This window comes from Cedecea sp. NFIX57 (assembly GCF_900177785.1).
Classification (GTDB): domain Bacteria; phylum Pseudomonadota; class Gammaproteobacteria; order Enterobacterales; family Enterobacteriaceae; genus Cedecea; species Cedecea neteri_C.
The window spans coordinates 18,583-38,575 of the sequence record NZ_FXAS01000004.1 but is presented as its reverse complement, the minus strand read 5'-3'; the positions used below and the strand labels follow the sequence as shown (position 1 = coordinate 38,575).

General features: G+C 49.6%; 20 protein-coding genes and 1 tRNA gene. 5 read left to right on the top strand and 16 right to left on the bottom strand.

Features of this window, described 5'->3' with window-relative positions:
• Positions 1 to 83: 83 nt before the first annotated feature.
• The 5 genes from B9Y90_RS04095 to B9Y90_RS26825 all read right to left on the bottom strand — a co-directional run bounded on the left by B9Y90_RS04095 (position 84) and on the right by B9Y90_RS26825 (position 3,130).
• Positions 84 to 1,112, bottom strand: a complete 1,029-nt coding sequence (locus B9Y90_RS04095) for a DUF5677 domain-containing protein (RefSeq protein ID WP_085540305.1) — start codon at positions 1,110 to 1,112, stop codon at positions 84 to 86.
• A 488-nt stretch (positions 1,113 to 1,600) separates the two neighbouring features.
• On the bottom strand, positions 1,601 to 1,927 hold the full coding sequence (locus B9Y90_RS27200) for a hypothetical protein (RefSeq protein WP_139827340.1): 327 nt from the start codon (positions 1,925 to 1,927) through the stop codon (positions 1,601 to 1,603).
• Entirely contained in the window at positions 1,924 to 2,064 is a 141-nt protein-coding gene (locus B9Y90_RS27195) for a hypothetical protein (RefSeq protein WP_254902628.1), read from the bottom strand. Before B9Y90_RS27195 ends, B9Y90_RS27200 begins: the two co-directional genes overlap by 4 nt.
• Positions 2,065 to 2,174: 110 nt before the next feature.
• Entirely contained in the window at positions 2,175 to 2,960 is a 786-nt protein-coding gene (locus tag B9Y90_RS04085; RefSeq protein ID WP_085540303.1) for a hypothetical protein, read from the bottom strand.
• On the bottom strand, positions 2,957 to 3,130 hold the full coding sequence (locus B9Y90_RS26825; protein ID WP_014830800.1) for a hypothetical protein: 174 nt from the start codon (positions 3,128 to 3,130) through the stop codon (positions 2,957 to 2,959). The genes B9Y90_RS04085 and B9Y90_RS26825 overlap by 4 nt, the downstream gene beginning before the upstream one ends.
• A 519-nt stretch (positions 3,131 to 3,649) precedes the next feature.
• Here B9Y90_RS26825 and B9Y90_RS04075 point away from each other — a divergent pair.
• Positions 3,650 to 4,813 (top strand): tyrosine-type recombinase/integrase, encoded by a 1,164-nt coding sequence (locus B9Y90_RS04075; protein ID WP_085540302.1) that lies wholly within the window; start codon positions 3,650 to 3,652, stop codon positions 4,811 to 4,813.
• 494 nt (positions 4,814 to 5,307) lie between these two features.
• Here the strand turns inward: B9Y90_RS04075 and B9Y90_RS04070 are convergent, their stop codons facing one another.
• Genes B9Y90_RS04070 through B9Y90_RS04050 form a run of 5 tightly spaced genes read right to left on the bottom strand, consistent with a single transcriptional unit; the run spans position 5,308 to position 9,011 of the window.
• Entirely contained in the window at positions 5,308 to 7,641 is a 2,334-nt protein-coding gene (locus tag B9Y90_RS04070) for a primase-helicase zinc-binding domain-containing protein (RefSeq protein WP_085540301.1), read from the bottom strand.
• A 14-nt stretch (positions 7,642 to 7,655) separates the two neighbouring features.
• Positions 7,656 to 7,976 carry a DUF5375 domain-containing protein gene (locus tag B9Y90_RS04065; protein WP_085540300.1) on the bottom strand — a complete coding sequence of 107 codons (321 nt, stop codon included), beginning with the start codon at positions 7,974 to 7,976 and terminating at the stop codon, positions 7,656 to 7,658.
• Complete coding sequence (locus B9Y90_RS04060) at positions 7,973 to 8,200, bottom strand: hypothetical protein (RefSeq protein ID WP_085540299.1); 228 nt, start codon at positions 8,198 to 8,200, stop codon at positions 7,973 to 7,975. The genes B9Y90_RS04065 and B9Y90_RS04060 overlap by 4 nt, the downstream gene beginning before the upstream one ends.
• A complete protein-coding gene (locus B9Y90_RS04055) occupies positions 8,197 to 8,748 on the bottom strand; it encodes a host cell division inhibitor Icd-like protein (RefSeq protein ID WP_085540298.1) in 552 nt (183 codons plus the stop codon). Before B9Y90_RS04055 ends, B9Y90_RS04060 begins: the two co-directional genes overlap by 4 nt.
• The gene (locus B9Y90_RS04050) at positions 8,745 to 9,011 is read right to left on the bottom strand and encodes a helix-turn-helix transcriptional regulator (protein ID WP_085540297.1); all 267 of its coding nucleotides are present in this window, start codon (positions 9,009 to 9,011) and stop codon (positions 8,745 to 8,747) included. The genes B9Y90_RS04055 and B9Y90_RS04050 overlap by 4 nt, the downstream gene beginning before the upstream one ends.
• A gap of 563 nt (positions 9,012 to 9,574) precedes the next feature.
• On the opposite strand from B9Y90_RS04050, the gene B9Y90_RS04045 reads away from it, so the two are divergent.
• From B9Y90_RS04045 to B9Y90_RS04035, 3 genes are read left to right on the top strand one after another with little or no spacing between them, the layout of a single operon-like run.
• Positions 9,575 to 10,378, top strand: a complete 804-nt coding sequence (locus B9Y90_RS04045; protein WP_085540296.1) for a capsid protein — start codon at positions 9,575 to 9,577, stop codon at positions 10,376 to 10,378.
• On the top strand, positions 10,375 to 10,620 hold the full coding sequence (locus B9Y90_RS04040) for an ogr/Delta-like zinc finger family protein (RefSeq protein ID WP_085540295.1): 246 nt from the start codon (positions 10,375 to 10,377) through the stop codon (positions 10,618 to 10,620). Before B9Y90_RS04045 ends, B9Y90_RS04040 begins: the two co-directional genes overlap by 4 nt.
• 15 nt (positions 10,621 to 10,635) lie before the next feature.
• Positions 10,636 to 11,148, top strand: coding sequence for a phage polarity suppression protein (locus tag B9Y90_RS04035; protein WP_085540294.1), 513 nt, complete (start codon positions 10,636 to 10,638; stop codon positions 11,146 to 11,148).
• A gap of 223 nt (positions 11,149 to 11,371) precedes the next feature.
• On the opposite strand, the gene B9Y90_RS04025 is transcribed toward B9Y90_RS04035, so the two are convergent.
• The 6 genes from B9Y90_RS04025 to proB form a co-directional block, all read right to left on the bottom strand.
• Positions 11,372 to 12,994, bottom strand: coding sequence for a UvrD-helicase domain-containing protein (locus tag B9Y90_RS04025; RefSeq protein WP_085540292.1), 1,623 nt, complete (start codon positions 12,992 to 12,994; stop codon positions 11,372 to 11,374).
• Entirely contained in the window at positions 12,994 to 14,694 is a 1,701-nt protein-coding gene (locus B9Y90_RS04020) for an ATP-dependent nuclease (protein ID WP_085540291.1), read from the bottom strand. Before B9Y90_RS04020 ends, B9Y90_RS04025 begins: the two co-directional genes overlap by 1 nt.
• Complete coding sequence (locus tag B9Y90_RS04015; protein ID WP_085540290.1) at positions 14,684 to 15,865, bottom strand: tyrosine-type recombinase/integrase; 1,182 nt, start codon at positions 15,863 to 15,865, stop codon at positions 14,684 to 14,686. The genes B9Y90_RS04020 and B9Y90_RS04015 overlap by 11 nt, the downstream gene beginning before the upstream one ends.
• 162 nt (positions 15,866 to 16,027) lie before the next feature.
• Positions 16,028 to 16,103, bottom strand: a tRNA-Thr gene (locus tag B9Y90_RS04010).
• Between the two features lie 111 nt (positions 16,104 to 16,214).
• Positions 16,215 to 17,468, bottom strand: a complete 1,254-nt coding sequence (proA, locus tag B9Y90_RS04005) for a glutamate-5-semialdehyde dehydrogenase (protein WP_085540289.1) — start codon at positions 17,466 to 17,468, stop codon at positions 16,215 to 16,217.
• Positions 17,469 to 17,479: 11 nt separating this feature from the next.
• Positions 17,480 to 18,583, bottom strand: coding sequence for a glutamate 5-kinase (gene proB, locus B9Y90_RS04000; RefSeq protein ID WP_085540288.1), 1,104 nt, complete (start codon positions 18,581 to 18,583; stop codon positions 17,480 to 17,482).
• A 298-nt stretch (positions 18,584 to 18,881) separates the two neighbouring features.
• On the opposite strand from proB, the gene ompC reads away from it, so the two are divergent.
• Positions 18,882 to 19,979 carry a porin OmpC gene (gene ompC / locus B9Y90_RS03995; protein WP_085540287.1) on the top strand — a complete coding sequence of 366 codons (1,098 nt, stop codon included), beginning with the start codon at positions 18,882 to 18,884 and terminating at the stop codon, positions 19,977 to 19,979.
• The last annotated feature ends 14 nt before the right edge of the window (positions 19,980 to 19,993 follow it).

Below are 19,993 nucleotides of genomic sequence, written 5' to 3'. Positions count from 1 at the left end.
TTTATTTTTAAGAGCCAATCAACCTAATATTAATGGTTAAAACGAGATAATAACCAACCCTCAACAAAACACTTCACAAATTCTCATTCAAAACTTTTATCAACTTTCACAAATGCGGCCCCAATATCATCTGTATATTCTTGAATTATCTTGGTCACTACAATATGGTCAAGAGTAGGCTCAAGAGATAATAATGCGGTGGTTATTTGCATTAAACTAATTGCAGTTGCATGAGCAGGGTCAGTCATCCCAGCATCGCTAGACCCAACCAATAATATATCATCTGAAGAATGAGAGAGACCAAGTCTGTTTCTCATTCCTTTAGCGCCAGCGTGTATATTCTGACTCGCCCACTTGTAATATGGACGCATATGTTCTAATTGAACATCTTTTTCTATTGCACCGAAACCAAGTTTATTATGGTTAGGAAAAATATAGGAGGCCCACCCATAATTATCAGCAAACTTCTTGCCATATTTTTTAATTAGAAGATTGAAATGCTCTTTACATTTATCAACATCCTCATTTTTTGGCCCCTTCGCTTGAAGTCTATGTTCATATTTTTTATGTTCAACCATCCCATGATAAGAATCTACTACATCATGGAGATAAAAACGCTCTGCACATTCTTGGCAGTGTTTTGAAATAAACATAGCAGTGACATTGACTTCATGTAGGGCTCTCCATCTAGCATGTGCTGCATCTGCGAACCCATGTTTTAAAAGACATAATATCTCTTGTGAAATCTGACAGGCTCTAGCGTGGTGTCTAACAACAATCTCAAAGAGTAAATTATCATCTAAAACAGCCTTTGGTCTGTAAGAACTATTAAACTCGGCACCAGACTCCGTACATATAACTATCATTGCTTCAAGTAAATCAAATCCATCCCCCCATTTTACGTGATTTTGGTGAAAAAACTCTTTCGAACGTGTGCGATTTTCACTCAACATTTCTTCTGTTGAGCGAATTAAAGAAGATCTCATAATATCTACTATTTTGGGTATTATATTATTTATTTTCCCTTCTAAATCGAAGTCATCTGTTAATTCTGACTGCGCCTCTAAAAAACTATCAAGATTTTTAAAAAAAATATTATGAAACGTTTCCATTCTGCACCTGATTTGCATGAGCAATTATTAAAAATAACACCTTTCATAAAAAACATCATTAAAATCATGCCATTTAATCTTAACTTTAACTTGAGAAAATCATGTAAAAAAAATTATTGTTTAACAAATAATAAAACTGTTTATACGGTTTGTAAAAACTAACAGACTGAAGCAACTGTAACTTAGAGCGCATGTAGCCAAAAATCCCCGCTGGCGGTGCCGGTAGGTGACAAGTTTTGACAGGTGCATCCAACGAGCTGTGCCTGAAGTTTTCTGAAGCGGTAGCGGTTGACACTTTCCTCCTAGTTTTCCCTAGTAAGGCATAACAAACCATAACAGGCTGACACCTGCCCTGCTTCGCATCAGACCTTTACGCGTTGGCTGCAGCTGTTGTGCGTGAGCGTTAGGATCCGTTAGGTTGGGTTGACACTTTTCCCTGTTTTTCACGAAAAAGTGTCAAGTTAGAGGAGTTAGGTTTGGCCGGGGGTTTACAGTTTTTCACCTGCCAGCAGACAGAGTGCCTTTAATCCTGTGTCGCTCCAGTCATCCAGGGTGTCGGGATGCATTGCGGCCACATAGGCCAGCTCGGAACGCAGGAAACGCAGACCACCAGCCATGTGATCTTTGCCATAGAAGCTGTGGGTTTCTTCATCCGGCCGGAAGATAATCAGCAATTGTTCATCGGGCTCGTGCTGAACATCAAAACCCAGCTCAGCGGCTGCTGCCTCTATTCGCTGGCCAGCATTAATATCAGCCGGAAGCTCTTTCCCGCCGTCATGCCCCCATACCCACGCGGCGGCCTGGGCCCACGTCATTGCATTGTGATGAGCACCAGCACCAGCACCAGCACCAGCACCAGCACCAGCACCAGCACCAGCACCAGCACCAGCAGAATTTTGTTTAGCCTGCGATGCGTCAACGTCCACTTTATCGCCTGAAATAACAATTTCACCGCGGGCTATCCAGCCGTAAACAGTTTGCCGGCTGACGCCCATATGCCTGGCGTAGGCTGATTTACTTAACAGCATCCTGTGTTTCCCTCCGGGCAGAAAAAAGCCGCCCTCAGGCGGCCTGCTTCTCTTCTGAATGTGTCTGCCGCTGGCTGCCTTTGAGCATCGCGGTGACATGTTCGCTTAACTGATCAAGACCGCTCATGCGTGGCTGTACATCTGATGGATCGTCGTTCTTCCCATACACGAGATTGTTATACCAGGTTCGGACGGCTGTAATTTGTGCAACATCCTTCCTTACCGCGTCGACCAGATCGGCAACCGCGCTAATCACCTGCCCGTTCTCTGCTGCGATACGGGAGAAGCCGAGACGTTTTAGCTGTTCCGTATCGAGTCCCGAACACACTGCGTGCGCCCTCAGTAAGGCGTCCGCCAGCTCCGGATGCTTTCCACTGTGCATCGACAGAAGCATTTTTTCCTGGCTGCGGCGATCCAGCCTGGCGAATGCCTGGCGCATTTCGCTGTCACGCATGAATCCCTGAACATCATCAGATGCCAGAGGATTAACCGGTGCGAGCTTGTTCTTCAGGTAATCGAGAATGTTTGCGGCCTGCTCGCTTACGGCTGCCACCCCGCGGGTAAAGTCTTTGAGCGTGTCCGGGTTCCGGGCTTCACCTGCCCTGCGGTTTTTTGCCTGTTCGTTCAGATCCGGATCATTGCGGATAACGTCCAGCAAATCCGCCTCAGCTTCGGCCTGCTGCGCCGTTGTCCTCAGGCTGGTGAGTTCGCCCGCCATACCACGGAATAAAGCGGCCATCTGAGTATTTGGCGCAACAACCTTACCGGCATAACCCGCCAGCTCGATGCTGTGTTTCCCAATTTTGATTGAGTAGCTCATTGCCCTGCCTCCATTTTTGACAGCCCCGCATCAAATACCTTGCGCGCAACAGCATGGATTGACGGCGCGATCCCCATGCCCGACTTCTGGCGCTCCCTCTCCTGGATGGTTTTCAGAGCCTGAATCTGCTCACCGTTCAGCAGAACGGGCTTAACGTTAACCTTGCTCATGATGCCCCCTGTAATAGCAATCGTTAAAGTTCCATTAATCGCAACAATCGAACAATTAATTGCGATTTATGAAACAATGTTAATGAAATTGCAGGGGTGCACAACGCGAAAAGTGTGGATGCGTTTTAAAGAATTTGCCCTCAAGGTATACATGGTGTTCATAAAGAGAATAAATCACTTATAAAACATGAGATTAACCTATGAACACCAGCCTACATTTTGGGATTTCAAGTCTACACGGTATACATCATTCTGTTTAATAAACCATCAGATGATTAATGAGAGAATGAACACCATGTACACCCTGTGTATACCTGAAAACAAGGTATACATGGTTTATTTCACTGATTTATATAAATTACCCTCTCGATGTATACCATGTATACCTTTCTCCATATTTATCTGAACTTCATTCTTTATGACCGGCTACCTCATCTTCAAGACGGATTGCATTGCAGCATTGAAGAACCCGATCCACAATCAGCCGGTGAATGCGGTTGATGTGCCAGAGGAGAAAGCATGTCAATCAAACTACGTGCCGGTACGTGGCACTGCGACTTCGTTGCGCCTGGTGGGAGCCGAATTAGACGGTCTCTTGGGACAGCGGACAAAAGGCAAGCTCAGGAGCTCCACGATCAACTAAAGGCTGAGGCCTGGCGCGTTGATAAGATGGGGGAGTATAAGGCTCGCACATTTGAAGAAGCCTGTGAGCGATGGCTTAACGAGAAGCAGCACAAGAAAAGCCTCGATGATGATAAAAGCCGGATTGGATTCTGGCTTTTGCATTTTAAAGGAATGGAGTTATCAGCAATCACTGAGGACCGTATTCTTTCTGCGGTTAGCGGAATGGTTAACAGGAAGCATCGACTTAATTGGGAGTCTATGCGTGACAGCTGCCTGAAGAATGGCAAGCCGGTCCCGGAGTTTAAGGATAAGCCAGCGGCACAGGCAACGAAGGCAACACACCTTGCATTCATTCGAGCATTGCTTAGGTGCGCAGCCAATGAGTGGCGATGGATTGCCAAGGCCCCAAACATAAAGTGTCCCGTGCCGAAGAATAAGCGCATACGCTGGCTTACCCGTGATGAGGCGACGGCTCTAATTCGCGAGATGCCGACACACTTCAGGCCGGTTGTTGTTTTCGTGCTGGCCACCGGGCTTCGCAGATCAAACATCATCGACCTTGAGTGGTCGCAGATTGATATGCAGAGAAAGGTAGCGTGGATTCACCCGGAAGATGCTGAATCATTAAGGGCGATTGGGGTCGCCCTTAATGATTCAGCCTGTAAGGTTCTTCGTGATCAGGTTGGAAGGCATAACAGGTGGGTATTCGTTCACACTGAGTCGTCGGTTAGGCCTGACGGAACGAGAACGAAAGAGGTGAGGAAAATGCGAAGTGATGCTAACACAGCCTGGCGGGCCGCACTAAAGAGAGCTGGAATTGAGAACTTCCGATTCCATGACCTCAGACACACCTGGGCAAGTTGGCTTGTTCAGTCCGGTGTACCATTAAGCGCTTTGCAGGAAATGGGAGGATGGGAAAGCATAGAAATGGTTCAGCGATATGCTCACCTGGCACCTAACCACCTTACTCAACACGCCATGCAAATTGACGCATTTCTGGCAGGAAATGGCACAAATATGGCACAAGGTGGATTTTCTGATTTGGAGAATATCGCGTGAACCCGCGTGGTTACTGGTGCGATAATAGGAACCAATAAAACAAAACAACACAATGATTTTAAAAGAAAAAGTAATATCGAAGAATAAAACTATACACACTCCTATACACATCGCCGGTGGCGTTCATTTTTCGTTCTAAATCCAATCAAGAAAAATTCTTTTTTTCGGTGTAACTGTTCACACTGTTCACCTCATGATTTTTCTGTTTAGTATCATAAAGATAAGTGGTGATGAGTTGGTGAAGAGTGAACAATCGATTCTTCACCCAGGCAAGGAGTTGGCCGTTCTGTTTGTCGCAGGCTGTCGGAGGGTGATGCCGGGAGGGGGGGTAAAAAAGTTTTTTCTGGTTTTATTGTTCACTCTGTTCACCCTGCATTTTTTCACTTTATTTTCATTGTGTTAGCGGGTGAGTATACGGTGAAGGGTGAACAGTGGAATGTTCACCTTCGGTGTCGCCAGATACAAAAAGACCGGCAAATGCCGGTCTGTGTAGGTTATGTCGCTTCGGGCTCGTCGCACTTCGGCAACCACTCGCCGTTGCTTTCCTCTTTCAGCGTCAGATTAGTTTGCGTCCCCTGCTTCGTGTGCCGCTTCTCGTAATTCAGGCCGTATTCCTTCAGCATCACCGGCAGCCCGAGCCCGAACATTTTCAGGCTCAGTACGTTCCGGTAGCCGTTGGCCTCCATATACACCAGATAGGCGTGATAAAGGTAGTTCCGGGGCTGGCGCGGGACAATATTCGCATTGCCCATAAACATCCCGTTGGTCTGCGGCAGGGCTTCAAGGTAGCCGCAAAAATCAAAGGTCGGGTCAGCGTCTCGTTTAATGCTGAGCGCTTCATCGGAGTTCTGCTGCGACTGGAGCAGGCTTCGGGCGCTCATCGGGTCGCTGAACCGCTGCATCAACTGGCGCACAATCACGGCCAGCTCACAGGCGATTTTATCCCGGAGCTGCGGGTCGCGCTCTTCCGGGGCAATCTGCTCCGGGAAATGGATAATCACCCGACGACGTGAAACACCGCCGCTGCGGTCGGTGAAGCGCATCGGGTTGTTGTTCACGGCCAGAATCACCGCCGGAATATGCGTTGAGTACGGGTTCTGGTATTTCGGGTCGACGGAGACCGCATCCCCGCCGGTGATGGCCTTGAGGCCAGCCCCGTCCCCGCTCCATTTCTCCTGGTCTGGCAGACGGATAAGCGAGAAGCCAATGAGGGAGGCGCGTTTACGCGGGTCTTCCAGCGTATCGATATCAGCCGACGTGGCGTTATCTTCCCCGGCGAGCAGGGTCGCGATTTCGGCCAGAATACTTTTCCCGCTGCCGCCCGGCCCGGTCACCTCGAGAAAGAGCTGCCAGTCGTAGCGGTTCGCCAGCACCATAAACAGCGCCGCCAGAATCACATCGCGTTTGGCCGGATTATTGCTGGCCGCCCGGTCGAGCCAACGCCAGAAATTCGGGGCATGGGTCTCCAGCGTCTCTCCTTCCACCGGCGGGGTAAAATCCACCTCACACAGGGTACGCAGCCAGTTCGCCTTATTGTGGGGGCTGAATGTCCCGGTGCCGGTATCGAGCACACCATTGCGGAAACCAATCAGACGCCGCGCAGGGGCGTCCTGCCGGGGGATAATCAGTTTCAGGGTCTCCACCACGGAGGCAATTTTCCCGGACGAGAACGGGGCGCGCAGACGCTGAAAGAGCGCGGCCACATCGCGGGAGAAGTCTGCCGGGGAGATAACCTTCCAGGCACCCGACTCATAGCGGGACAGGAGCTGGCCGTTCGGGTCAACCGCCAGCGCTTCGCCGTAATGCTCATGCACCCGCATCGCCTTTTCACTGGTGCTCATGGCGGTAAATTCCGCCTCGCTCATGGTGTCGAACGGGCTGGCAACCGGTGGTTTCAGGGCATCACTCAGCGCCTGACGGGTTACCGCTTCCCCCTGCTGCGTATGGGCGTCATTCCAGTCACCAAAGACCGGCGGCAGCGCGATAAGTCCCTCACAGGCTTTCGCGGCGGCGCTGGCTTTGGTCTGGCCGTCGCCGTTGAGGTCGCGGTCAGCCGCCAGCACAATCTGGCAGGCCGGGTATTTCTGTCGGGCAAGGCTCGCCTGAGAAAGGAGATTCACGGAGGAAAGCGCCACCCAGACGGTTTCCCCGGTGAGGTGATGCACGGTCAGTGCCGTGGCATAGCCCTCGGCAATCCACAGCCGTTTTCCGGCCTGTTTCTGTCCCTCCAGCGTATGCCATGCCCCTTTCACCTGGCCGCCTTTCAGGGTGCGTTTGAGGCCGTCAGCGTTAATCAACTGGAGGTTTACCAGCGCCCCATTTACATCGTGCAGCGGCACCACCACATCCCCGGCACGGTAGCCCACGCCGCCGGTCTTGTGACCGGTGGTAAGCGTCAGGCATTCCCGGTCGGGGAAGCCCTTGCGGGTCAGGTAGGCGTTGCCGGTGGCCGGGCGGGTTTTCTCCGTCAGTTTCGCGGCCAGCTCAGCCGCCGCTTTGCGGCTGGCATCGGTGTCGGCCTCCGCAGCGGCAATAACCGCCGGGGCAACCGGCGACAGGCTGCCGGTCACAGCGTCCACTTTCCCTGCTGCTTCTGACGGGGTGACATCAAACACTTTTTCAACCAGTTTCAGCCCGTCCCCCGCGCCGCACTGGTTACAGAACCACGTCCCGCGCCCCTCTTTATCGTCAAAGCGGAAGCGGTCAGCCCCGCCGCAGACCGGGCAGGCCTGATGCCGGTTTTTAATGACCTTCACGCCCAGCGCCGGGAGAATGTGCGGCCAGTGGCCGCAGGCCTGTTTTACGGTTTCCGTTACGTTCATTTTCATTCCTGTTCTCTCCCTCAGTGCAGAACCGGCGGCGTGATATGCCGGGCGCAAAGTTCATCCATCACAGCCAGCCCGAGAAAGGACAGCGCCGGGGCAGCTTTCAGGGCGCCGGCCTCCATCAAATCTTCCAGCAGGGCGCAGGCAATCAGGCGGCCTTTCTCCTCGCCGTGCTGGCGCAGGTAGAACCCCTCCAGCTCGGCGGCGATGGCGCTCTCCAGCGCTTCAAGGGTGAGGTGCGGGTAACGTTGCTGGCGCTCGCACACCGTCAGCCAGGCACAGGCCACGGCGCGGCGATACAGCGCTGCACGAAGGACGGGGGTTAAGGTCTTTTTCATGCGCTTGCCTCCCCGGTGAGCCAGCGGTGATTGCAGCGCTCGACCACGCCGTCGAGCTGGGCGGTCATGAGATAAATCACGGAGGTGAGCTGTAAGCGCTGTTCCGGGGCATGTTTCTGTGTGGTGCAGTCCTGATCCTGCGCCATCTCTGTGACGAGCTGGCCGACGTTACGCAGGTGCTCCAGACATTCGAGGTCTTTCAGGGTGAGGGTCGGCTGTTTCATGCGCACACCTCCGTCACCGGCAGACGACCGGCAAACGCGAGGATATAGTCGCGAACGAGGGCAAGACGGGCGGCACGCTCATCCCCGGCAACGGTGCGGAGCATACAGATTCGGGGTTTACGGTCTGCGCGGCGAACGGCAGCGAAAACAAAGACAAATTGCGGGTGTGACAAGGTGAGGGTTGTAGCCATAAGGGCTGCCTCCATAGTTAGCTGGTTACAGCTACCACCGGAGTTCCTACGCTCATGGGTGGTAGCCCAGACGGGGGTAGGAATACCGGTAACTATGAGAACCGGCCAGCCCGAAAGCTGCCCCGCCTGAGCCACCATTACGAGATACTCACAATGGCGAAAAGGCCACTGTGTATTGAATGGGTGCATCAAGGCACAGACACAAAAAAAGACGCAAGGCGCGTCTGGTGTCGCCATAGTTAAACACGGGTTCCTACGCCCGGCTGCCGATTTTGCGGCAGCAGGAAAACTGTACCAGGAAACACACAACGGACGCAAGCCAGAAAAAGGGGCTTTTTGCAGAACGGGGATCCTCATGCGTCGTAACCCCGGTTACGGGCGGCGATACGGTCGGCCATCCAGGCGGTGATTTCGGAGTGTGCCCAGGCCACATTTTTCCCGCCAAGGGAAATCTGCCGGGGAAAAGCGTTCTGGCTGATGAGGTCGTAAACCGTGGAGCGGGACAGGCCGCACAGGTGAAGCACTTCGGGCAGGCGTAAAAAACGCTCCTGAGCGATATCAGATACCGGCATCAGCGGAGCCGCAGGGGCAGAAGACGGGGAAGAAAAAGCGGTGTGCATCGGGCTACCTCATAAAGTCCATACAGCGCCGGGCGTGTCCGTCCGGCTTCAGGTAGCTCTCTATTCTCAGCATAAAACCGGGCATTGCAACAAGGTGGAATGTGTCAGCCCACCACACAACAACGGTCAAAAAACAGGCATAAGGTCAATATGGGGCAATAAAAGGCAGTGTGACCCATTCTCGCACATCCTGAGAAAATAAAGCCCAAAAACAACTATCAATAAACATTTATTAATAGCTATTAACATCCAAATTAATTCAGTCAGTGGTACAGGGCATAAAATGAGGAGGTGAACAGTGGTGAACAGACGGTGAACAGTCAGACCCTCAACTGTTCACCCTTTAACTTACTGTATTACTTATCTTTTTCTTTATGGTGAACAGTGGTGAAGAGTTATATATAAAAAAACAAACAGAAACAGGGGTTTCCTGAGACCTTTCTCTGGCCAGCCTGATTTTTAAGGTCTGTTTGTGCCACCGGTGCCACAACCGCAATGCATCGAGTTGTTGTCTGGTGAGCGGCAGAATGGCGTCAGGTTGAAAACACAGAGAGAGCCCGACGATGAAAGCTGACATGCTTACCGCAGTAATGAAAACCCTTGGCAGTACCCAGGATGAGACCACCCGCGCGGTTATCAACGCCGCACTGGAAACCGTGAACGAGACGGACAGACAAAAAGCTACCGCCACAATGAATAACGCCCTGACAGCATTCAGCCAGGCAAAAGCCGCCCACACGGAGAATATGCTGAAGCTGAATGATATCGATGCGGCCATTACCCGCAGTGAGAAAGAACGCCAGACCGCCCGGGAGGAAAATGCCGAGGCAGAGCAGAGCTGGCGCGCCCGTTTCCGTTCGCTGCGTGGGGTGATGACCCCGGAAATGAAAGCCGAGCACAGCCAGCGCACAGCCAGCCGTGAACTGGCAGATGAGTTTACCGGCCTGATTGCCGAACTGGAGGAAGATAAATCCGGCGCGATGCTGGCCGCGTGTTCATCCGGGCAGGCTTATGTCAGCGCGCACCTCAGTGCTTTCTCCGTCTGTGCACAGAATGAATGGGCGGCAGTAATGAACGATATCAGCCCCGCGCTGGTACGTGCTTTCGCCCTCCGTATGCGTGAGCTGGAGATGAAAGGAGAAGAGCATCCGCACAGGATTCTTTATGAGGCGCTGGGCGAGCATGTGCTGACGCAGAGCCGCTATTACACCTTCGATATGGCACAGGAGCCGGTTATCTCTCAGCTTGGTCTCCATCGCCCGGCGCTCACCGGCGTCGATATGACACTCTACAAAAGCCCGGCTCGCCGTATGGCCGTAGCCAAAGAGCTGGCACAGAAAAGAACAGTACAGGGGGTGAAGCCATGATGCGCTGCCCGTACTGCAAAAAGGCCGCCCATGTGCGCACCAGTCGTTACCTGTCGGATAACGTCAAACAGAGCTATCTCCAGTGCGTCAACGTGTTCTGCTCGGCCACGTTCCGCACCATTGAATCCATTGACGAGGTGATACGCCCTCCGGCAGAGACCGCCCCGCCAGAGCCAGCTCCGGCGGCCGCAGTGCCACCCCGTCGCGTGCTGGACTGCGCCCGCTCGTCACTGCGCCACTGATTCAGGAGAAAAGGTATGAACCGTACACCACTGGAGCAGGCCTTTGAGGTCTGCCAGAAAAGCAAAACCGCCTGGCTGAACGCCAAAGCCGGGCTGGCACAGGCAGAGATGGCACTCCGGGAGCGGGAGCTCACCGGTCGCGCCCCGGAGCCGGAGGAAATACAGGCGCTGCGCGATGCCGCCGACCTGAAAAAACGGGAGGTCAGTCAGTCTGCCGGGTGCTACATCCGTGACCATGAAGCCGTGCAGCGAATCAGCATCCGTCGCCAGCTCCACGCCTTTATGCAGGAGAATGGCACGGCGCTGGCCGTTGCCCTGGCACCTGAGCTGATGCATCTCAGCGAACTGCCGGAGAGAGTCAGGGTCTGCGCCCTCGACCGCGCTGCCGCCAGTATCCGCGAAGCCTTATCCGTTCATCTGGCAAGCGGGGTTAAGGTGGATTATGCGGAGGACGACCGGGATATCCTGACGGCCATCGGGTTCCGGCCTGACAGGGCATCCCGGACAGATAATCAGGCCAGACACTGAGCCACAAAAACCCGCCTGAAACGCCCCGAAAATACCCATTTATTTAATAAAAATAACCATGCATGCATACGCTGCATGGTTTTGCATTTATTCCCCGTATTTTTTCATACCCCGCCGCACCAGTGCTGGCGCGGCCTGAGCCCCTTGATGCACCTGCATTAAAACCGCCCCCTGAAGCGGGCAGGCGTGGCGGGGAGAGCATTGCGCGCAAAGTACAGTGCACTTATAATTTTTTAAACAAATTATCCAAACCTGCGCGATTAAAAAACTGAGATGGTAATGCTGGGATTCTGTAGCCCTTCGAGCCAATGCGCTCTGTTGATGTTACTAATACAACAAATTTTTTGGCTCTTGTTAATGCAACATAATGTAAATTCAGACATTGCTTCTCATTTTTATAAATAACATCCCTACTGCCAACTGGATATTCTCTTTTAGGTAAAATATGGTCGTAAAGATCTAAATGATATACGCAATCAAACTCTAATCCTTTAGACTTATGAATGTTCATAATCTGCACTTCGTTTTGATTAATCGGCAAGTAATTATTCCTTACTGCATCAACCTGAAGCACCTCATTAATTCCATCTACATGTATTGATTCAAGATTATAATCACCTAAAAGAGTTAAGACTCCACGAATAGAAGCTATGAGGCTATTATCATCAATCTTTCTGACGAGATTAATTTCACGTCTCAATACTTTAATCTGTTGTTTTGTAATACTAGTTTCAGAATAATTATCTATAATATCTTGTGCTGTGTGATTATTATTATACCTATAGTGTAATAAATCTATAATCACCCTAGAAATATCAGTGCCTAGTTTTGATAATTTATCATCCACATAAGCTCTATTTTGAACTTTAAGACAGGAGGATATATATGAAACACTTTTATTGCTTACCGTAAGGATAGCAATTTGATTGTTATGTTTTATTTTAAAGGAATTTTTTATTGACTCTAATCCACTATCAATCCATGAGGCAATTTCTTCAAAATACCCTGGTATACAAGCTCGATAGACTTGTATATCATCACCTGCAATCAGAGTACATTCAGGCCTTATCAACCTTGAAGCATAATTAACAATAGAATAATGGCAACGATGATTTATTGTTAATTCAAACGGTTCAAATTCATTATCGCCATTTTTGAGCTCAATCAAATATTTTGAGTTTTTCTTGGCGTATTCATGAATAGATTGATCAGCATCGCCTACTGCAACTGCTTTAATACCAAACATCGAAAGCAGTTTAAAAATCTCATGCTGTATAAAACCTGAATCTTGATACTCATCTATGTATATAGATTTGTATTTCGCCTTGATATATCTTTGGCAAGCAGGTGAATACGTAAGAATAAAAAGAGACACTAGTGGAGCCAACTCAAGTACAAATACCCCATGAGAATAAAGGGTGTAGACTTCATTTAGCGCATTCACATCCTCTTTTAAAATAACATACCCATCAGATAACAAAAATAACATTCTTGTTTGTTGCTCAGGTAATAACTCATTAAATTTAATGATTTTTAATGATTTAGGCCTACATGCAAAATGGCTCATAAAATTTAGAATAATTTCACGCAAAAAGAATTTATCAATCGTTCCAAAGAAACTAGATTTCACATCTACTATAAATTTTTTTGATCTTTTTAATAATTCGTCACTAGCTTTATTAGTATGAGATATTGCAATAACTCCTTGAAAGTTTTTCATCCCCCTCAAATCTATTGCTATTTTTTCAATTACTACAGTAGTTTTTCCACTACCAGGGCACGCGGTTAAAACCATATTGCTAGGAAAATCTATGGCATTTTGCTGTTCCTCTGTGAATTGGATCATTAGATTTCCCCTTTAGCCAAAGAGATAGCCATATGCAATGGCCGAACAAGATCTCCAGTTGCAAGTTCAGTTAGATTTTCCCTCTTAAGGGCTATCAATTCACGCATGCGTGTTGCTTTTTTATCTCTCAAATAATTAGCAGCTTCATTTATATTTTCTTTACCGCTATATTCAAGAACATGCGCTGAAAACTCCTGACACAAATCTCCCTCAAGATCCGTAAATGATAGAAAAACTGCATTAGCATTTAAAATTGGTGACTGCGCAATCCACTGAGTGCTTAATTGAGATTGTTCTATTTTTGCTAATTCATTCTTTAACGGTGGAAGTCCGCATAAATGGCGGCCTCTATTGATCCCTGAATATTGATATTCATCTTTATGAGGGACCTTTCCAGCATCATTATCTGTCCTAACAACATATTTTATATTAAAAGATTTTAATATATTTTTATAAACCTCAAATTGTACTCCATCAACTGATAAAATACTTATATTATAGAAGTCTAAATTGTACCCTAAAGCTTTTGCCAGTTCGTTATAGAAAATCAGCTCGGAGGGACCTTCAACTAAAAAAACCACATCGGCAAAGAATGCTTCCGCAGGAATGATGCTTATGCGATAACCCATTTTATCCCAAGCTTGGCTCACACATTTTGAACATCCATTACTTGCTGCAAAAGAGGCTCCATTTCGAGAGTATATTTTTATAATTGAATCAGGCTGATAATTTACTGCTATTTGAGGGGAATGTGTTGTTACAATTGATTGTCCAGGTAATTTACTTGTAAGATACTCAGATAGTTTACGTTGTTGATGAGGGTATAAGTGCGCCTCTGGCTCCTCAATGCAATATATTACCACCTCACTATTTTCGTCATGTTCCCTGACACTTTTTGACTTCCAGAGAGCTAATAATATCTGATTATTCAATCCATCGCCTCCAAGAAGGAGTTTATGTCCGTTTGAGTTTGAACTTAACTCTAGCTTTTCAATGAACTGATCAACACCTATTGCGCCTGAATCCAATTCGATATTTAAACGTTCATAGTTGTATGATAGTTTTCTTAACTCTGAATTCAATTCAGCTGTTGCCTGTTTGACATAGCTTATTTCCTTAACTTTAGAGTTAACATTTTCCAATAGAGTATTTAAATCTCTAAGGGATTGCTGATCACTATCAACTTGCGGTTGTTCTCTATTTTCTTGAGCAAGTCTTAGAAGATGCCTCTTTTCTATGCTAATATATTTATCCAAATCTCTTTGTGATTTAATATATCTCATACTAAGATACTTCAGATAGAATCTAGACGTTATTTCATCATAATTATCTTCATCATGCCCAATAAAGATCTTATATGATAAATCATTTCGATAAGCCACATATTTTATATATGTATTTTTTCCATCACTAACATACCCGTTTAGCTTTGATACGACAGCATCTTTATCGACATTTTTAAATTTTATTATTACTTGCAATTCATCAACAGTATCACCCTTGAGGTTTACATGAAAATCATTAGATTTTGGCTCTAAATCTAATTCAGAAATACTTTTATCAAGCAACATTCTTACCGCGTACACTAGATTTGTTTTCCCAACATCATTTGCACCTATAATTAATGTGGAAGGTTCAAAATTTACAGTAGCGTCAGAATAGTTTCTGAATCCTTTAAGAGAAACCGTCTCAATATGCATTATTATTCCTTAAAATAAACGACGAGTAAAAATATAACATTGTACGACGCTGAGAAATATACTGAGCATGATTATATGTTCCTCTAATAGAATTTTTATCAACATGCGCTAGCTGAAGTTCTATCCATTTAGAGTCATAATTGTTTTCATGAAGAATGGTTGACATCATATGCCTGAATCCATGACCAGTTACTTTCCCTCCATATCCAATCCGCTTAATAACTTGATTTATACTCGCTTCACTCATAGGTTTGTTCGGATCATTCCGCCCCGGAAAAACATAACGATAGTTCCCTGTCATGATCTTAAGTTCATTGAGTAAATCTAACGCTTGAGTCGACAAAGGTACAAGATGTGACCTGCGCATTTTCATCCTTTCTGCAGGAATTTCCCAAATAGCGTTATCCAGATCAAATTCTTGCCATAATGCCGCACGTAATTCGATGGTTCTCACGCCCGTAATCATCAGTAATTTCGTAGCTATCTGAACCAGCTTACTCCCTGTGTAACTGTCTAAAGCACGCAGAAAATCAGGTATCTCATCAGCTTTTAGGAACGGGAAATGATTGGATTGATGTACTTCAAGAGCACTGGAGAGATCTGCTGCAGGATTAAATTCAGCCCTTCCTGTAGCAATGGCATAGCGGAAAACTTCTGAGCATCGCTGCCGAACTTTGCGCATTTTTTCTAATGCACCGCGCTTTTCGATTTTACGCAGCACATTAAGCAGTTCTAGCGGTTTGATTTCGCCTACAGGTCTCGTACCCACGTAAGGAAAAATATCGTTCTGAAACGCTTCCATGATGTCAGAAGCATATCCTTCCGACCATTTGGTAGACTTCATTTGATGCCACTCTGTCGCTATCTTTTCGAACGCGCTTTCAGACTCGGTTTGTAAAGCAATCTTCTGCTCTTTTCGAACCTCACTCGGATTCTTTCCTTCGGCTACCAGTTTTCGGGCATCGTCGCGACGAGAGCGCGCATCGGCAAGTGTGATCGTCGGGTACACACCCAGCGAGATCATTTTGGGTTTACCGGCAAAACGATAGCGGAACCGCCAACTCTTGCTTCCATTAGGTTCTATAAGCAATGAAAGCCCTTGCCCATCGCCAAGTGTATAGGCTTTAGTTTCAGGTTTAGCGCGACGAATCTGCATATCGTTTAAAGGCATGTGTATAGGAATCCAGACCGAACAGGAACATATACACAATCCTATACACATTCAGTACCGGATTCTACTGGATGATTACGGACTACTATGGAATAAAAAGAAGAAAAAACGTTATAAATCAGATTTTTTATGGACTAATACGGACGTTTAAGGAAGTTGAAATGGTGCCGATAATAGGAGTCGAACCTACGACCTTCGCATTACGAATGCGCTGCTCTACCAACTGAGCTATATCGGCTTTCAGGGCGCGCCACGAGCGTGGCTGCGGTGTGAAAGGGTAAGTAAGATGGGGTGATGCGTCAACCACTTATCAAACTGACTGCTGGTTTTTGCATCACCCTCTCTTCAATTACGCACGAATCGTGTCGTCGCCGAAACCGATCCATTTGTAGGTGGTTAAGGCTTCCAGCCCCATCGGGCCGCGGGCGTGCAGCTTCTGGGTGCTGACCGCCACTTCCGCGCCAAGGCCGAACTGGCCGCCGTCGGTGAACCGGGTTGAGGCGTTGACGTACACCGCCGAGGAATCCACTTCGTTAATAAAGCGGTTCGCGTTGCGCAGCGTGCGGGTGAGGATGGCATCCGAATGCTGGGTGCCGTGGGCGCGAATATGGGCGATGGCATCATCGAGATCTGCCACTACTTTCACATTCAGGTGCAGCGACAGCCATTCGTCGTTGTAATCTGCCTCTTTCACCGCTTCCACCGCCGCCGGGCCGTGTTGCAGCACAGGCAGTGATTTCTCGTCCGCATGCAGCGTCACGCCGGACTCAGCCATTTGCTTGCTCAAGGCAGGCAAGAAGGTGTCGGCAATCGCCTGGTGCACCAGTAGCGTTTCCACCGTGTTACAGGTGCTCGGCCGCTGAGTTTTGGCGTTCACAATGATTTTCAGCGCCGGTTCAATCTCGGCGGTATCATCCACTACGATGTGGCACACGCCGATTCCGCCGGTGATCACCGGGATCGTCGACTGTTCGCGGCAAAGTTTATGCAGGCCCGCGCCACCACGAGGGATCAGCATGTCGATGTAGCGATCGAGGCGCAGCATTTCGGTAACCAACGCCCGGTCCGGGTTTTCTATTGCCTGCACCGCCGCTTTTGGCAGGCCGCACTCTTCCAGCGCCTGCTGGATCACCGCTACCGTGGCGTTATTGGTGCGCCAGGTTTCTTTCCCGCCGCGCAGAATTGCCGCGTTGCCGGTTTTCAGGCACAGGGAGGCGACGTCCACGGTGACGTTCGGGCGAGCTTCATAAATCACGCCCACCACGCCAAGCGGCACGCGGCGGCGCTCGATGCGCAGCCCGCTGTCCAGCAGCCCGCCGTCGATCACCTGCCCGACCGGATCGGCCAGGCTGCACACCTGGCGCACGTCGTCGGCGATGCCTTTCAGGCGGGCCGGGGTGAGCTGCAGGCGGTCCAGCATGGCTTCGCTGAGGCCGTTTTTACGCGCCTCATCCACGTCCTGCTGGTTCGCGGTCAGGATCTGCTCCGAACGCGCTTCAAGGTAGTCGGCAATTTTTTCCAGCACGCGGTTCTTTTCGCGGCCGGAGAGCAGTGCCAGCTGGTAAGAGGCCTCTTTTGCCGCTTTGCCCATTTGTTCAAGCATTGATCTGCTCCTTAATTCACAATCATGTCGTCGCGATGCACGGCCACCGGGCCGTATTCATAGCCGAGGATGTCGTCGATTTGCTGGGAGTGATGCCCGGCAATACGGCGCAGGGCGTCGCTGTTGTAGCGGCAAACGCCGTGGGCGATGTCGCGCCCTTCCAGGCTGCGAATGCGGATCACCTCCCCACGGGAGAAGTTGCCGCTCACGCTTTTGATGCCTTTGGGCAGTAATGAACTGCCGCGCTCCAGAATAGCGGATAATGCGCCATCATCCACGGTAATTTCACCGGCCGGCGGCGCGCCGAAGATCCAGCGTTTGCGGTTCTCCAGCGGCGACTGCTGCGCGTGGAAGCGCGTCCCCACAGGGTTGCCGGCCATGACATCGCCGATAACACCCGGCTTGCTGCCCGCGGCGATAATCACGTCGATACCCGCGCGGCAGGCCACGTCGGCGGCCTGGAGCTTGGTGCCCATACCGCCCGTGCCGAGGCCGGACACGCTGTCGCCCGCAATGGCGCGCAGCGCATCGTCAATGCCGTGCACTTCTTTAATCAGTTCCGCTTCCGGGTTATTACGCGGGTCAGCGGTGTACAGGCCCTGCTGGTCGGTGAGCAGCAGCAGTTTGTCGGCCCCGGCCAGAATCGCGGCCAGTGCGGAAAGGTTGTCATTATCGCCGACTTTGATTTCTGCCGTCGCCACAGCGTCGTTTTCATTAATGACCGGCACAATATTGTTATCTAACAGCGCTCTGAGCGTGTCGCGGGCATTAAGGAAACGTTCGCGATCTTCCATATCGGCGCGGGTCAGCAGCATCTGCCCGACGTGAATGCCGTAAATAGAGAACAGTTGCTCCCAGAGCTGAATCAGGCGACTTTGCCCTACCGCGGCCAGCAGCTGCTTGGATGCGATGGTGGCGGGGAGTTCGGGGTAGCCGAGGTGTTCACGCCCGGCGGCAATCGCCCCGGAGGTCACAATCACAATACGATGCCCCGCCGCGTGCAGCTGGGCACACTGGCGAACCAGTTCAACAATATGGGCGCGGTTCAGGCGGCGGGAGCCACCGGTTAATACGCTGGTGCCTAGTTTTACGACCAGCGTCTGGCTGTCACTCATGATTCTCTGCCGTTTCTACAAAAAAAGGGAAATTAAAAAGCCAGATGACGTTGTAACAGGAGTCGCGCGGCTTGCCAACAGGCGGCGTGGGAAAAGGACTAATCCGCGAGAAAGGATCGCTGACGATATCGGATATATTTTACATTTTTATGACATATAAACTTTATTACGTTTATTTAATCTTTCTCCTAAATTGTCATAAATCTTTAATCTGAGAACGATAAAACCCTTCCTGTTTTTAGCGGGAGCCCGACTCCCAGAACAATTTTGCAAGCGTTCATCATTCTTGGGATAACAAATGAAAAAGAGCACACTGGCATTAGTGGTAATGGGCATCATGGCGGCTTCTGCGGCTCAGGCAGCTGAAGTTTATAACAAGAACGGCAACAAGCTGGACCTGTACGGACGCGTAAAAGCCGAACATTACTTCAGCGATAACAACAGCGCTGATGGTGACCAAACCTACGCTCGTTTCGGCTTCAAAGGCGAAACCCAGATTAACGACCAGTTGACCGGTTTCGGTCAGTGGGAATACCAGATTGCCGGCAACAAAGTTGAAGGTGATCCAACCGCAGCAAAAACGCGTCTGGCATTTGCTGGCCTGAAAGCCGGTAACTTTGGCTCCTTCGACTACGGTCGTAACTACGGCGTGCTGTATAACATCGCCTCTTACACCGATATGATGCCAGAGTTCGGCGACGACTCTTTCGTTAAAACCGACAACTTCATGACCGGCCGCGCTAACGGCCTGGCGACCTACCGTAACAATAACTTCTTCGGTCTGGTTGACGGCCTGAAGATGGCTCTGCAATACCAGGGCAAGAACCAGAACGACGGTCGTGATACGTCCAAACAGAACGGCGACGGCTTCGGCACCAGCCTGTCTTACGACATCGCTGACACCGGTCTGAGCGTAGGGGCTGCATACGCGAACTCTAGCCGTACCAACCTGCAGAAAACTGGCGCGTTCGGTAAAGGCGACAAAGCTGAAGCCTGGACCACCGGTCTGAAATACGACAAAAACAACGTTTACCTGGCCGCTATCTACGCTGAAACCAGCAACATGACCGTGCTGAGCGGGACGTCCCTCATCAATGGCGTGTCCACCAAAGTGAGCGGTTTCGCTAACAAAAACCAGGCATTCGAAGCCATTGCTCAGTACCAGTTCGACTTCGGCCTGCGTCCATCCATCGGTTACGTGCAGTCTAAAGCGAAAGATATTGAAGGCGTGGGCGATGCGGATCTGGTGAAATACATCGACGTAGCAGCGACTTACTACTTCAACAAAAACATGTCTACCTTTGTTGATTACAAAATCAACCAGCTGAGCGACAACAACAAGCTGAAGCTCAACAACGACGACGTTGTTGCAGTAGGCCTGGTTTACCAGTTCTAATTCGCGATACTGCG